The following is a 14021-nucleotide window of genomic DNA, read 5'->3' on the forward strand; positions in this document are numbered from 1 at the left end:
ATGCGCTTTCTGTTCTACACCCACTCGGTCGTTTCCGACTGGAACCACGGTAATGCCCATTTCCTGCGCGGTATCATGCGGGAACTGATCGCGCGCCGGCACCAGGCGGTGGCGCTGGAGCCGGCGGACGGTTGGAGCCGTTCGAACCTGCTGGCCGAGAAGGGACCCTTCGCCATCGAACGCTTCCGCAAGGATTTCCCAGAACTGATGCCGGTGACCTATGATGCCGGGTTCGATCACGAAGCCTGGATCGCTGAGGCCGACGTCGTGATCGTTCATGAGTGGACGGATCCGGAGCTTGTCGCACGCATCGGCGGTGCCCGGGCCGCTGGCGGCAACTTCATCCTTCTGTTTCATGACACCCACCACCGGGCCGTATCGGCGACCGAGGCAATCTCGGCGCTGCGGTTGGAGCACTATGACGGCGTTCTCGCCTTTGGCGAGGCCTTGCGCGAGAGCTATCTGCGCGCCGGCTGGGGCAAGCGCGTCTTCACCTGGCATGAAGCCGCGGACGATCGCCTGTTCAAGCCGCACCCGGAGATCCACGTCACGTCCGATCTGGTCTGGATTGGAAACTGGGGCGACGATGAACGAACCGTCGAACTCAGGGAGTTTCTGATCAAGCCGGTCCGCGATCTCGGCCTCGAGGCCACGGTGCACGGCGTCCGCTATCCCAAGCCGGCGCTCACGGACCTAGCCGCCGCCGGACTGCGCTATGACGGATGGATCGCCAATGCCGACGTGCCGAAGGCGTTCGCCGCGCATCGTGTCACCGTCCACATCCCACGGCGCCCCTATCGTGAGGGTTTGCCCGGAATTCCGACGATCCGCATGTTCGAGGCGCTCGCCTGCGGCATTCCGCTGATTTCAGCACCATGGTCCGATGTCGAGCAGCTGTTCAGGCCCGGCGTCGACTTTCTGTTTGCCCACAATGGCTCGCAAATGCGGCAACACCTGCGGGCGGTATTGGCCGATGCGGATTTCGCGGCTTCCCTGGTGACTTCGGGTCTCGAGACCATCCGCTCGCGGCACACCTGCTCGCACCGCGTCGACGAGTTGTTCGGCGTGCTCACGGAATGCACAGCCGAACACACCATCAACAAGACCACCGCAAAGGAAGCCGCCGCATGAAGATGGCATTCTACGGATCGAGCCTCTTGTCGTCCTACTGGAACGGTGCCGCGACTTACTATCGCGGGTTGCTGAAGGCGCTTTCCCAATTGGGCTACGAAATCACCTTCTATGAGCCCGACGTCTACGACCGGCAGAAGAACCGCGACATCGAGGCGCCTGACTGGTGCACTGTGGTCGTATATGAAGCGACCCAGCACGCACTGATGCAGGTCGCGGCACGCGCCGCCAGCGCCGACATCGTCGTCAAGGCGAGTGGCGTCGGTTTCGAGGACGAGGCGCTGCTGCGCGCCGTCCTCGACCACGCCCGCAGCGACGCGCTGGTGGTATTCTGGGACGTGGACGCTCCAGCAACCCTTGCCCAGCTGCGCGACGAACCGGACCATCCGCTCCATGGCGCCCTGCAAGAAATCGACCTTGTGCTGACCTATGGCGGCGGCGACCCCGTCGTCTGGGCCTACCGTGCCATGGGGGCGAACGAATGCGTGCCGATCTACAATGCGCTCGATCCCCAAACGCATCACCCGGTCGCCAGCAATGCGCGTTTCGCTTGCGATCTGGCGTTCCTGGGCAACCGGCTGCCGGATCGTGAGGCACGCGTCGAAGCGTTCTTCCTCGATCCCGCAAGCCAGCTTCCGAAACAGCGTTTTCTGCTCGGCGGATCTGGCTGGGGGGACAAGCCGCTTCCCGCCAACGTCGGCTGGCTTGGTCACGTTGGCACCCGCGATCATAATGCCTTCAACGTCACACCCAAGGCAGTGCTGAACATCAGCCGCGACAGCATGGCCGTAAACGGTTTTTCACCGGCCACGCGTGTCTTCGAGGCGGCTGGCGCCGGTGCCTGCCTCATCACCGACGCATGGCTGGGCGTGGAACTGTTCCTGAAACCAGGCGAGGAGATCCTGGTGGCACGCGACGGCGGCGATGTCGCCGAGATCATGCGCTCGCTGACCTCCAGTCGTGCAAAAGCAATCGGCCAGGCCGCACTTTGCCGCGTGCTGGCCGACCATACCTACGCGCTGCGGGCGGACGTGGCCGATGCCGTCTTCAAACGTCATTTCGAGCAGGGGACCGTGGAGGCAGCGGAATGACCAAGCAATTGAACATCGTCTTTCTCGGCCTGTCGCTGTCCTCGTCCTGGGGAAACGGCCACGCCACGACGTTTCGAGGCCTGCTGAAAGGTCTGCACGAACTCGGCCACCGCGTGACCTTTCTGGAGCGCGACGTGCCGTGGTACGCCAACCACCGCGATCTGCGAGATCCGGATTTCTGCGCCTTGCGCTACTACGAAACCACTGCGGAGTTGCAACGCGACTACGCCCGGTGCCTGGAGCAGGCCGACATCGTCGTCATCGGCTCCTTCGTGCCGGAAGGGCGCGTGGTCATCGACATCGTCGCTTCATTTTGCAAGGGGCGCTTCTGCTTCTACGACATCGACACACCGGTGACCGTGGCGCAGCTTTCGGCCGATGATTGCGATTATCTGAGCTGGCGGCAGATTCCGTATTTCGATGTCTACTTCTCGTTCACCGGCGGGCCGATGCTTGGCCATCTGGTGGAGGAGTTCGGCGCGCGCCGAGCCGAACCGCTCTACTGCTCGGCCGACCCGGAACGGCATCACCGGACCGGCGATCCGATCCGCTGGGATCTCGGCTATCTCGGCACCTACAGCGCGGATCGGCAGGCAACGCTGAACGCGCTGCTGCTCGAACCCGCACGGCATATGCCGGACCGCCGTTTCGTCGTAGCGGGCTCGCAATACCCATCCGACATCACCTGGCCGGACAATGTCGAACGCATCGAACATTTGCCGCCCGCCGATCATGCCGCGTTCTACAGCCGTCAGCGCTACACGCTGAACGTCACACGCAGTTCCATGATCGCTGCCGGATGGTCGCCCAGTGTGCGCCTGTTCGAAGCGGCTGCTTGCGGCACGCCCATCATCAGCGATCGCTGGCCAGGGCTCGACAGCTTCTTTCCCGCATCGGCGATCCACACCGCCGGAGAAACGGACGCTGTCGTCGAGATCCTCTTCGGCGAGTCCGAGCGCACACGCCGGGCCATGGCCCGCCGGGCCCGCGAACGCGTCCTCGCATTCCACACCGGTGCGGCCAGGGCCCGCGAATTCGTGGCGGCGTTGACACAGCCAAGGGCGGCGGCCCTCGATTTCGACATCGGAAGCGCAGCATGACCGGCATACAGGAGAAAACGACGATGCGACAAAAAAGAAACGCGCAAAGGGCAAAGGCAGTGCTTGTTGCCGGCGGTGCGGGATTCCTCGGTTCGCATCTTTGCGAAGCATTGCTCCGCGACGGCTGGCGCGTGATCTGCGCCGACAATTTCCTGACTGGGCGCATGGAGAACATCATCTCGATCATGGACCAGCCGGGTTTCCGATTGATCGAGCAGGACATCTGCCGGCCATTGGATCTCGGCGAGCCCGTGGAGCGTATCTTCAATCTGGCATGCGCTGCCTCGCCGCCGCGTTACCAGGCCGACCCGATCCACACCACGCGAACCTGTGTGATCGGCACGCTCAACCTGCTTGAACTCGCTGCCCACAATAACGCGCGGCTGCTACAGGCCTCGACGAGCGAAGTGTATGGCGATCCGGAGCAACATCCTCAGAAGGAGGACTATGTTGGCCATGTGAACTGCACCGGCCCACGCGCCTGCTACGACGAGGGCAAGCGCACCGCCGAAACGCTTTGCTTCGACTATCTTAGAGCCGGCAAAGCCGACGTGCGCGTCGCGCGCATCTTCAACACCTACGGTCCGAGAATGGATCCGGCGGACGGCCGCATCGTCTCGAACCTGATCATGCAGGCGCTCGAGAAACGTCCTCTGACGATCTTCGGCGACGGCTTGCAGACGCGATCCTTCTGCTACGTCTCCGATCAGATTGATGGATTGAGGCGACTGATGGATATCGATCCCAATCCGGGCAAGCCGGTCAACCTGGGCAATCCCGGAGAATTCAGCATCGTGCGACTGGCGGCGTTGGTAAAGGCGATGACCGGCACCAAATCGGATCTGAGATTTCTGCCGCTGCCGCAAGACGATCCTCGGCGCAGGCAGCCCGATATTTCGCGTGCAAAAGCGCTGCTCGGCTGGACACCGAAGGTGCCCCTCAACGAAGGGCTCAAGCTGACGATCGATTATTTCGCGGAGCTCGAAGGCAGTCGCATCGGCGATCAGATGACAGGCTTTGCCAAAAGGGCGAGACCCGCATCCGGCGGGCTGCAGAACCTTCCGGCATGATGCGAGCCGGCGGTCGAATCTTTCCCGAGATCGTGCGGAACATCCGCCCAAGCTTGTGGTTTGGCGGGAGGACCCGATACGGAGGATCATCCTCATGCGACCCAAGCGACCCGCGAGAGAGATCGACCAGATGGCCGAACGTGAGACGGCTGCCTATCTGCGGCGCGCCTCGATCACCTATCTCGAGTGCTGCGTCAGCCTGATGATGACGCATCTCCAGCGGGAGGAAGTGGCCACTATTCTCGAGCAGGAAGCGGACATGTTGCGAAAGCTGGACTGATCGGAACGATCATGGCCGGCATTCGTCCAGGAACCGTATCAGTCGCATCCTATATCGGTCTGCCGTCGCGGCCAGCCTTGCTTTTTCCCGGCCATTTTCGGATTGCGCAGCCGTGCTCCAGAGCCCGAGCTGGAATGCCAAATAGCACGGTTCGAAAAAGCCGATGTGGCCGTTGTCGATGGCAAGCTTCATTCCTTGGACCAGGGTCCTCACATCGCTGTCGGATAGCCCGTACTCGACACGGGCGCCGGCAATGTCCCACTCAATCGGCTGGCAGCCGATCAAATTGTGTGCCCGGCAATGGTCGACAGCATCTGTCTTGAGCACCCTGCCGTCGGCACGAACGAGAAATTCCCACGGTTGGAGCTTGCCGTCGATTTCAACCCGCTGAAGCACATGCGCGGGAGTTTTTTTCGAGAGCCAACCGCGCAACGTCGCCGCGCGTTTTTCGCCCACGGCTTCCGACGCATTGGAAACAGCCATCTCCGCGAGTGCAAGCAATGATGCACCCGGTTCGCAAGTTCGAAGATTGACCGCACGCCAGGCCAGGTAATTTGTGAACTCCGCGATCCGTCTTTCCCTGGGCAGCGGCGCCTGATCCATCGTGGTGCCGTCAATCCACCGTTCAACCAGAAAGCCATGGCAAAGCGCGACAACTTGCGATCCGAACCCGGCTTCATACAACATCCCCGCGGCTCGTTTCTTGCGCAGTCCGGTTTCGCCGAGGCCGGCAAATTTGACGAGCCAGCGGTCACGCCCGGCGGACGCCAGGAATTTGCGCCGCTCGTTACCGCGTGGGCTCGGCGGCCAGCGCCCTTCATCGGCGTAGTGGGCGGCCCGCCACTCGCCGCCAGATAGCTCGGTCAGGCTTAATTCCGGCCTGCCGACCGCCTCGGCCACCCAGTCGCGCAACGTGGGAATTTTCGAGCTTTCGGAGAAGGTGCATTCAAACGCCGTCGCCACATGCTTCGGACAGCGCGACCATGTCTCCCGAGCCTCCCGCGACGCTTCGATGCCCGGGCCGCCTGAATGGCTGGGAAACAGGTGAATGCGGTCCGTATCGATACCCAGTTCACGCAGCCACACGACAACGGCATGCATCGAACTGCCGGACAGGCCAGGACCCTCGTCGACAACCGCGAAACGCGCCGATGGATTGTTCATCCAAGTGGCGATCGACCGCGGATCGGCGTTGATATGCCTGCGGAAGGGATGGCCGATCGGGCGAACGCTGAATGGTGCCGGCGCACCAATCGAGGCCGCCACCATAGCTGCCAGCCCGAGGCCAATGCTGCGGACGCCGATCACGCATGTGTTCGCATCGAGACCCGACTTCTGCGCCGCGTCCAAATAGCTTTCGGGATAAAGCGCATAATGCGCATAACCCTCGGCAGAGCCGGTCAGAACCTCGGCCTGGCAGTCGAGCCCGGCCAGCAGTTTGAAAAGTCCCGGGTCGATGCCACCGCCGGCGTCAAAACCGCTTCGCCACGACTTCGCCACCTCTGCCGCAAGTCCGACCAGCAACCTGGCGCCTTGCTGTTGTCGTGGCGAAAAGATGTCGATGCCGCTAGTTTCGAAATCGACATCGGCAAGCGCCTGAACCAGCTCCGACACGCTGATGAACAGTCCGACCAATGCAGCATGGCGTTGGATGCCATGAGACATCCGATCCAGGCTTTCGGCCATTTCGCTGGCTGCTTTGCGAAGCTGTTGTGCGTTCTGCGTCTGCTTGTGGTCGCCGTAGACGATCATCGATCGGTTTTCCAATGCTTGCCGTGCGGCAACGCATCGAATGCAGCTTCGATCCATGCTGTCTCGCGCAATTTTTCGATGGGCGGAGGAACATTCCGGCACGCTGATGGTTCGGCGCCAGGAACTTACCTTTGAACAACATAGGGTGGCGGTTCGTGGGATCGAAAAAGGTTCGTGTTGGTATCGTTGGTGTCGGCAACTGCGCATCCTCCCTCGTGCAGGGCCTCTCCTTTTACCGTCACGCGAAAAGCAACGAACCAATCCCTGGGCTGATGCATGCCGACCTCGGCGGCTACCATGTCGACGACATCGAGATTGTCTGCGCATTCGATGTCGCCAGGAGCAAAGTTGGCCTCGACGTCGCGGAAGCGATCTACGCCGCCCCCAACAACACGTTCCGCTTTGCCGACGCGTTGACAACCGGCGTTCGCGTCGAGCGCGGACCGACGCTGGACGGGATCGGCAAATATTTGCGTGACGAGATTGAAGAAGCTCCGGAGCCGGTTGCCAATGTCAGCGAGATCCTGCGCGACAGCAACGCTGACGTGCTGGTTTCCTACCTGCCGGTGGGTTCCGAGGAGGCGACCTGCTTCTATGCCGAATGCGCACTCGAGGCCGGCTGCGCCTTCGTCAATTGCATACCCGTTTTCATCGCCTCACGTCCGGAATGGCGCCGGCGCTTTGAGCAGCGAGGACTGCCGCTGGTCGGCGACGATATCAAGAGCCAGGTCGGCGCGACCATCGTGCACCGGTTGCTGGCCAATCTCTTTCGCGAACGCGGCGTGCGCATCGACCGCACCTATCAGCTGAATTTCGGCGGCAACACCGATTTTCTCAACATGCTGGAACGCGAGCGGCTGGAATCGAAGAAAATCTCGAAGACACAGTCCGTGGCCAGCCAGTTCGATGTTCCCCTGGAGCCGGGCAATATCCATGTCGGTCCGAGCGACCATGTGCCTTGGCTCACCGATCGCAAATGGGCCTATATAAGGGTGGAAGGCACGACTTTCGGCGGCGTGCCGCTCAATGCCGAACTCAAGCTGGAAGTCTGGGATTCTCCAAATTCAGCCGGCGTGGTGATCGATGCGTTACGCTGCGCCAAGCTGGCGCTCGATCGCGGCATAGCCGGTGCCCTGACCGGTCCCTGCAGTTATTTCATGAAGTCGCCTCCCGAACAGTTCACCGACGCCGAAGCGCGGCAGCGCACGCTTGCGTTCATCGCTGGCAAGGACGAGCCTTTGCTCGATGCCGCAGAATGACGACGACCTTCTTTCTGATCCGCCATGCGGCACACGACAATGTCGGCTCTTATCTTGCAGGCCGGATGGACGGCGTTTGCCTCGGCGATGCCGGCAAGGCACAGGCAGCGCAGCTTGGCGGCCGCATGGCCCGGGAGCCTATCGTCGCGATCCTGTGCAGCCCGCGTGAGCGTACGCGAGAGACGGCGCTGCCAATCGCGCTAGCCTGCGGTGTCGGGGACATCGCGATCTGCGCCGAACTCGACGAGATCGACTTCGGCGACTGGTCGGGAAAGACTTTCGATGAGCTGAATGGCGACGCCAGTTGGCGAGCGTGGAATGACCAGCGGCAGGAGGCAAGGACACCGAGTGGCGAGACCATGCAGGATGTCCAGCAACGCATTGTGTCGCTGATGGCCGCGGTCCGCGAGCGGCATCAGAACCAATGCGTCGCCCTGGTCAGCCATGCCGATGTGATCAAGGTCGCCGTCTGCACCGTCCTTGGCTTGCCGGCCGGTGACTGCTTTCGCTTCGACATCGATCCCGCCTCGATCACGACGATCGTGTCGGGGGACTGGGGGGCGAAGCTGATCCGATTGAACGAAGTTGCCTGACGAGGATTTGCCGGATGCAGATGGTCATTTTCGGTCTTACCGTCACGTCTTCATGGGGTAACGGCCATGCCACTTTATGGAGGGGACTGATCAGAGCCCTCGCCCGGCGCGGCTGGTCCATTACCTTCTTCGAACGCGACACACCCTACTATGCCGGAACGCGCGATCTCGATCATCTGGACGGCGGCAACGTCGTGCTCTACCCGGACTGGGAGGACATCCGCCGGGTCGCGGAGCAAACGATCAAACGATCGGATGTCGTGATCGTCACCTCTTATTGTCCCGACGCGGTGGACGCCTCGCGGCTGGCGCAGCAGGCAGGCCGCGGAGTGCGTGTCTTCTACGATCTGGACACTCCGGTCACGCTTGCCCGCATCGAACAAGGTGAGCGTCCACCCTATTTCGGCCCCGAGGGTCTTGCGGATTTCGATCTCGTCCTGAGTTACACAGGCGGCCCGGCGATCGACGCGCTGAAGTCGGTGCTGGGTGCGCACCACGTGGTGCCGCTCTATGGGCATGTCGATCCCGACCAACACCGGCCGGCAGCGCCGCGAGCCGATTTCAGGGCCGATTTGTCCTATCTCGGAACCTATGCGCCAGATCGCCAGGCAGCAGTCGAAAATCTGCTGGTTCGCCCAGCTGCGCGCTTGCCGGACCAGCGCTTCGTCATCGGCGGCGCACAATACCCGCAGGAATTCCCGTGGAGCGACAACATCTTCTTCGTCAGGCACCTTCCGCCGGCCGATCATCCGGCGTTTTTCTCATCCTCTCGTCTGACGCTGAATGTCACCCGCGAGGCGATGGCGCAAAAGGGCTGGTGCCCTTCAGGTCGGTTGTTTGAAGCTGCGGCATGTGGAGTGCCGATCATAACCGACACCTGGCCGGGCCTAAGCAGCTTCTTCGAACCCGGCAGCGAGATCCTGCTGGCCCACGACACCGATGACGTCGTCGCGGCGCTCGCCTTACCCGCAGGAGAACTCGATGCCATCAAAACCCGAGCGCGCGAACGGGTTCTCGACGAACACACCTCTGCCCGGCGCGCGGCGGAGCTGGACCACATTCTAAACGACGCCTTTCAAAGATCTCCCGGCGAACCGATGATGGAAGCAGTCTGATGTTGGGCATCGTGCCCGCTGCCGGGCGCGGCAGCCGCATTCAGCCGCTCGGCTTCTCCAAAGAGCTGCTGCCGGTCGGCAGTCGGATCGATGGGCAGACCGAGCGTCCCTGCGCCGTGAGCGAGTATCTGGTGCGGCGGATGGTGCGCGCCGGCGTCGACAAGATCTGCTTCATCATTGGATCGGGCAAATCCGACATCCTCGAATATTACGCCGCCGGCTATGGTGACGCCGCGGCTCTCTTCGTGGTGCAGCCCAATCCGGTTGGGCTTTGCGATGCGATTTTTCGGGCAGCTCCTCTCGTCGCGCCCAATGAGGTCGTCCTGGTCGGCCTTCCCGACACGATCTGGTTTCCCGAGGATGGCTTCTGTCATTTGCCTGACGATCAGCTTTCATTTCTGCTCTTCCCGGTGGATCGTCCGGAATTCTTCGACGCCGTCATTGTCGATGACCACGAGCGCGTGATCGAAATCCAGGTCAAGCAACAGGATGCCGGCACGAACTGGGTTTGGGGTGCGTTCAAGATGCCGGGCCAGATTCTGCATCAGCTTGCGGCACTCTGGCGCGAGCGGGAATGCCGTGACGAATATATCGGCACGTTGGTCAACGCCTACCTTGCGGCCGGAGGTCAAGCCTCCGGCGTCAAGGCTGGGTCCGCCTATGTCGATGTCGGCACGTTCAATGGCTATCGCACGGCTCTGCGGCTGCTCGAGGACGGCGCCGCACCCGTCCATCACCAAACCGCCACGATTATGCCAGGTGCCCGTTCGCATGTGCCTGTCGTTCCCGGCGAAGGAGCCTGATCATGCTGCATTCCCATGCCGAAATCCGCCGCCGTATCGATGCTCTCGGCCCATGGTTCCACAACATGGAACTGGCGGGTGTCGAAACCGCTCCCAACCATTTTCTCGGCAATTATCCGCTGATCAAATGGCGCAAATTCGCCGAGGCCATTCCCGCGGATCTGACAGGCAAGACGGTGTTGGATATCGGCTGCAATGCCGGTTTCTATTCCATCGAGATGAAACGGCGAGGTGCTGCCCGTGTCCTCGGCATCGATTTCGATGAGGCCTATCTGGCGCAGGCCCGCTTTGCCGCCGAGATCGCCAATTGCGAAATCGAATTCCAGAAACTTTCGGTCTACGACGTCGGCGCCCTGCGCGAAACATTCGATGTCGTGCTGTTCATGGGAGTGCTTTATCACTTGCGCCACCCCTTGCTCGCGCTCGACCTTATCCGTGAGCATGTCGCCGGTGACCTGATGATCTTCCAGTCCATGCAGCGCGGCAGCACAGATCTGCCGGAGATGGAAGAGAACTATCATTTCTGGACGCATGACCTGTTCGAGCGGCCGGAATTTCCCAAGCTCCATTTCATCGAGCACCGCTATGCTGATGACCCGACCAACTGGTGGATACCCAACCGCGCCTGCACCGAAGCGATGCTGCGCAGCGCCGGATTTGAAATCGTCCTGCATCCGGAGCAGGAGGTCTATTTCTGCCGCACCGCCGGCGACCCGGCCAGTGGCGGTCCCGTCTACCCCTCGAAAGGACAGCGCCATGATTGAAGCCGCGATGATCTGGAACGAGCCCAACAACAAATCGCATTGGGATCCCGAGCTCGACCCTGATTGGAGCCGCTTTGCCAGGATGGCGATCCTGTCGGCGGACGCAATCGCATCTGAAAACCCGGCTTTGACCAAAGTGCTCGGCGGCATCTCGCCGATAGATCCGGGGTTCATCACCCGGATGAAGGAATTCGGCGTGCTGGACCATGTCGACGCCGTCGCCGTGCACGGCTTTCCCCTCGACTGGAACCTGTGGCAGATCCAGGAATGGCCGCAGAAGATCGGCGAGATCGCGACCGTCACCGACCTTCCCATCTGGGTCAGCGAAGTCGGCGTATCGACCTTCGGCGCCGAGGAAATCCAAGTCTGGGGGCTCAAGCGCACAGCTGAATTGCTGCTCGGCAATGCACCACGCATCCAGTGGTACAGCCTCTATGATCTTCCGCGTGAATGGGAAGCAACGACGCGGCACCGCGAAGCCGAGGGCTCGTCTTATTACCGGCATTTCCATATGGGGCTGCTGCGCCAGGACGGCACGCCAAAGCCCGCGCTGGAGGAATTCCTGCGCCATGCACCCGCAATGGGCCTGGTGCAGTGGTTTCATTTCGAAGACCCGCGGCTGGACGATGCGGTCGCCTGGATGAAGCGGCTGGGTGTCACCAATATGCGTACCGGGCTTTCCTGGGCGGACAGCTTTCGGCCGAATGCGCTGGACTGGTTCGACCGGCAGATGGAAGCACTCGCCGATTTCGATGTGACGGTCACCTTCTGCTTCACACCTCAGCACCGCGGAATGATGCCCCACCACACCAGCCCCCCCCTGGTGCCGGAGGAGTTCGCGGAATTCTGTTCAACCATGATCCGCCGCTATGCGCCTGGCATGACATCCGCCTCGCTCCCCACGCAGCGGGCCTCGGCCGCGTGAAATGTCATGGTGCCTATGCATCAGATGCCGGGCTCCGCGACGCCGTTGACAGGTGGAGATGCGGCGCAGGGCAACGAGACGCGACCGGCCGCGACGCTCACCGTCCTCAATGTCGCCTACCCTCTCGCACCCGTCGGCCCCGACGCTGTCGGCGGTGCCGAACAGGTTCTGTCGATGCTCGATCGGGCACTGGTTCAGGCCGGTCATCGATCTATCGTCATTGGCTGCCGAGGCTCCAGAACGAGCGGCACGCTTGTGGAAATACCGGCCGAAAACGGCGTACTCGACGAGGCGGCGAAGAGCCGCGCGCAACAGGCCCATCGCGACGCGATCGCGGCTGCCCGCGCCCGATGGCCCATCGACGTGGTTCATCTGCACGGCATTGATTTCGACGCTTATCTGCCCGACGATGGTCCGACCTTGGTGACCCTCCACCTGCCATTGGATTGGTATCCGGCCGCGGCATTGCGCCCGACGCGCGGTGACCTCTGGCTCCATGCGGTCTCGCCCAACCAGCAGAAAACCGCGCCATCAGGCGCCAGGCTGTCGGCGCCGATTCCAAACGGCGTTGACATCGAAGCACTGACCCTGCTGCAGCCGAAGCGCGACTTTGCCCTTGTTCTAAGCCGGGTTTGCCCGGAAAAGGGCGTCCACCTGGCGCTCGACGCAGCCAAACAGGCAGATGTGCCGCTGGTCATCGGCGGCAAGGTCTATCCCTATGAAACGCATACGCGGTACTTTCGCGATGAGGTCCAATCTCGCCTCGATGGCCGCCGCCGCTTCCTTGGCCCGCTCGGCTTCACCGCCAAGCGACGCATTCTCAACGCAGCGCGCTGTCTGGTCATTCCGAGCCTCGCAGCCGAGACCAGCTCGCTTGTGGCCATGGAGGCCCTCGCCTGCGGTACCCCGGTGGTCGCCTTTCCAAATGGTGCGCTTCCCGATGTCATAGAGCACGGCAGGACGGGCTTTCTCGTCGACACGGTCGATGAGATGGCCCAAGCCATTCTTGCGGCGTCCAGCTTGGATGCCGAGACATGCAGGGCCGAAGCGCGACGGCGGTTTTCGCTGGAACGGATGATCTCGTCTTACATGGACGCCTATCAGGCGCTGGCACAGCTTGGCAGTGGTCGCCGGCGCTTCGCCGCGGTGCCGTGAGTAAAGCTGTGCTGCGCAGCGAAATCATCGGTGACCTCGCAGAATTCGACGCCTTGACGCCGCACTGGTGGAAACTGTGGCAGCAGAGTCCCTCGGCGACGCCGTTTCAATCTCCCGCCTGGCTGGTGCCGTGGTGGCACGCATTCGCACCCGGTGAACTGGCGACGGTCGCGGTATGGCGCGGCGGCGATCTGGTCGGGCTGGCGCCGCTCTATCTCGAGCATGGGACCGCCGGTTCGAAGCTGCTTCCGGTCGGCATTTCGCTCAGCGACTACCTGGACATTCTGGCTGTCCCTGGGATCGAAGCCGAGGTCGTCGCCATTGTCGCCGAGTCGATCCTCTCGATCGGGTGGGTGCAATGGATCTTGTCGGACTTGCCGCAGGACAGCGTCGCCCTTGCGATGACGCATCCCGAGATGGATTGGCCGACCGCTCATGCCGCCTGCCCCGTGCTCGCCCTCGCCGGCGACGAAACGCTTGCAGGCTGCGTCCCCGCAAGACGCAGACGCCAGTTGCGTCGGGCGCGTCAAGCCGCATCAAGATGCGGCCGGATCGCGATGTCGTCGGCGAGCGGCAGTCCGCAAACCTTCCTCGATCAGTTGATCCGGCTGCACAATATGCGCTGGGCCGAACAAGGAGGCGGTGTGTTGGCCAACGCCGCCGTCGAGCAATTCCATCGGCTCTCACTTCCCGTGCTCGATGCTCACGGTCTGGTGCGATGCTGGCTGTTCGCGATCGATGGCGGGACCGTCGGCGCCTATTACGGATTTCACCACTGCGGCCGTGCCTATGCTTACCTCGGTGGCTTCGACCCTGCTTATGCCGAGGAGAGCCCAGGCGCGATCCTGATTGGCCACGCAATCGCGGAAGCGATCCGCGAAGATGCGCGCGAGTTCGATTTCCTGCGCGGCCAGGAGGCCTATAAATATGGCTGGGGCGCCGTCGACAGGTGGACGATGCGCAGGGTCTGGACGCGGAGTTGA

The 14021-nt window shown here is 62.2% G+C and carries 14 protein-coding genes; 13 read left to right on the forward strand and 1 reads right to left on the reverse strand.

Going from position 1 to position 14021, the window contains the following annotated elements; genetic code table 11:
• The 5 genes from NKH97_RS21510 to NKH97_RS21530 all read left to right on the forward strand — a co-directional run bounded on the left by NKH97_RS21510 (position 1) and on the right by NKH97_RS21530 (position 4672).
• Positions 1-1131, forward strand: coding sequence for a CgeB family protein (locus NKH97_RS21510; protein WP_352798737.1), 1131 nt, complete (start codon positions 1-3; stop codon positions 1129-1131).
• The gene (locus tag NKH97_RS21515; protein WP_023809476.1) at positions 1128-2222 is read left to right on the forward strand and encodes a CgeB family protein; all 1095 of its coding nucleotides are present in this window, start codon (positions 1128-1130) and stop codon (positions 2220-2222) included. The genes NKH97_RS21510 and NKH97_RS21515 overlap by 4 nt, the downstream gene beginning before the upstream one ends.
• Positions 2219-3322: a CgeB family protein gene (locus tag NKH97_RS21520; protein ID WP_352441957.1), complete on the forward strand. Its 1104-nt coding sequence runs from the start codon at positions 2219-2221 to the stop codon at positions 3320-3322. Before NKH97_RS21515 ends, NKH97_RS21520 begins: the two co-directional genes overlap by 4 nt.
• 23 nt (positions 3323-3345) lie before the next feature.
• Complete coding sequence (locus tag NKH97_RS21525) at positions 3346-4392, forward strand: UDP-glucuronic acid decarboxylase family protein (protein WP_352798738.1); 1047 nt, start codon at positions 3346-3348, stop codon at positions 4390-4392.
• A 94-nt stretch (positions 4393-4486) separates the two neighbouring features.
• Positions 4487-4672: a hypothetical protein gene (locus NKH97_RS21530; protein ID WP_352441956.1), complete on the forward strand. Its 186-nt coding sequence runs from the start codon at positions 4487-4489 to the stop codon at positions 4670-4672.
• 9 nt (positions 4673-4681) lie between these two features.
• Here the strand turns inward: NKH97_RS21530 and NKH97_RS21535 are convergent, their stop codons facing one another.
• Positions 4682-6424 (reverse strand): hypothetical protein, encoded by a 1743-nt coding sequence (locus NKH97_RS21535; protein WP_352798739.1) that lies wholly within the window; start codon positions 6422-6424, stop codon positions 4682-4684.
• A 155-nt stretch (positions 6425-6579) separates the two neighbouring features.
• On the opposite strand from NKH97_RS21535, the gene NKH97_RS21540 reads away from it, so the two are divergent.
• Genes NKH97_RS21540 through NKH97_RS21575 form a run of 8 tightly spaced genes read left to right on the forward strand, consistent with a single transcriptional unit; the run spans position 6580 to position 14021 of the window.
• A complete protein-coding gene (locus NKH97_RS21540; protein ID WP_128303885.1) occupies positions 6580-7683 on the forward strand; it encodes an inositol-3-phosphate synthase in 1104 nt (367 codons plus the stop codon).
• Positions 7680-8276: a histidine phosphatase family protein gene (locus NKH97_RS21545; RefSeq protein WP_023809481.1), complete on the forward strand. Its 597-nt coding sequence runs from the start codon at positions 7680-7682 to the stop codon at positions 8274-8276. Before NKH97_RS21540 ends, NKH97_RS21545 begins: the two co-directional genes overlap by 4 nt.
• 14 nt (positions 8277-8290) lie before the next feature.
• On the forward strand, positions 8291-9391 hold the full coding sequence (locus tag NKH97_RS21550) for a CgeB family protein (protein WP_352551585.1): 1101 nt from the start codon (positions 8291-8293) through the stop codon (positions 9389-9391).
• Positions 9391-10194 carry a sugar phosphate nucleotidyltransferase gene (locus tag NKH97_RS21555; RefSeq protein ID WP_023809483.1) on the forward strand — a complete coding sequence of 268 codons (804 nt, stop codon included), beginning with the start codon at positions 9391-9393 and terminating at the stop codon, positions 10192-10194. The genes NKH97_RS21550 and NKH97_RS21555 overlap by 1 nt, the downstream gene beginning before the upstream one ends.
• A gap of 2 nt (positions 10195-10196) precedes the next feature.
• The gene (locus NKH97_RS21560; RefSeq protein WP_352675213.1) at positions 10197-10958 is read left to right on the forward strand and encodes a TIGR04290 family methyltransferase; all 762 of its coding nucleotides are present in this window, start codon (positions 10197-10199) and stop codon (positions 10956-10958) included.
• The gene (locus NKH97_RS21565) at positions 10951-11883 is read left to right on the forward strand and encodes a glycoside hydrolase 5 family protein (RefSeq protein WP_023809485.1); all 933 of its coding nucleotides are present in this window, start codon (positions 10951-10953) and stop codon (positions 11881-11883) included. Before NKH97_RS21560 ends, NKH97_RS21565 begins: the two co-directional genes overlap by 8 nt.
• 6 nt (positions 11884-11889) lie before the next feature.
• Positions 11890-13038: a glycosyltransferase gene (locus tag NKH97_RS21570; RefSeq protein ID WP_352721180.1), complete on the forward strand. Its 1149-nt coding sequence runs from the start codon at positions 11890-11892 to the stop codon at positions 13036-13038.
• Positions 13035-14021 (forward strand): GNAT family N-acetyltransferase, encoded by a 987-nt coding sequence (locus NKH97_RS21575; protein ID WP_352798740.1) that lies wholly within the window; start codon positions 13035-13037, stop codon positions 14019-14021. The genes NKH97_RS21570 and NKH97_RS21575 overlap by 4 nt, the downstream gene beginning before the upstream one ends.

Origin of the sequence: Mesorhizobium sp. M0870 (assembly GCF_040319775.1) — a bacterium.
GTDB lineage: Bacteria > Pseudomonadota > Alphaproteobacteria > Rhizobiales > Rhizobiaceae > Mesorhizobium.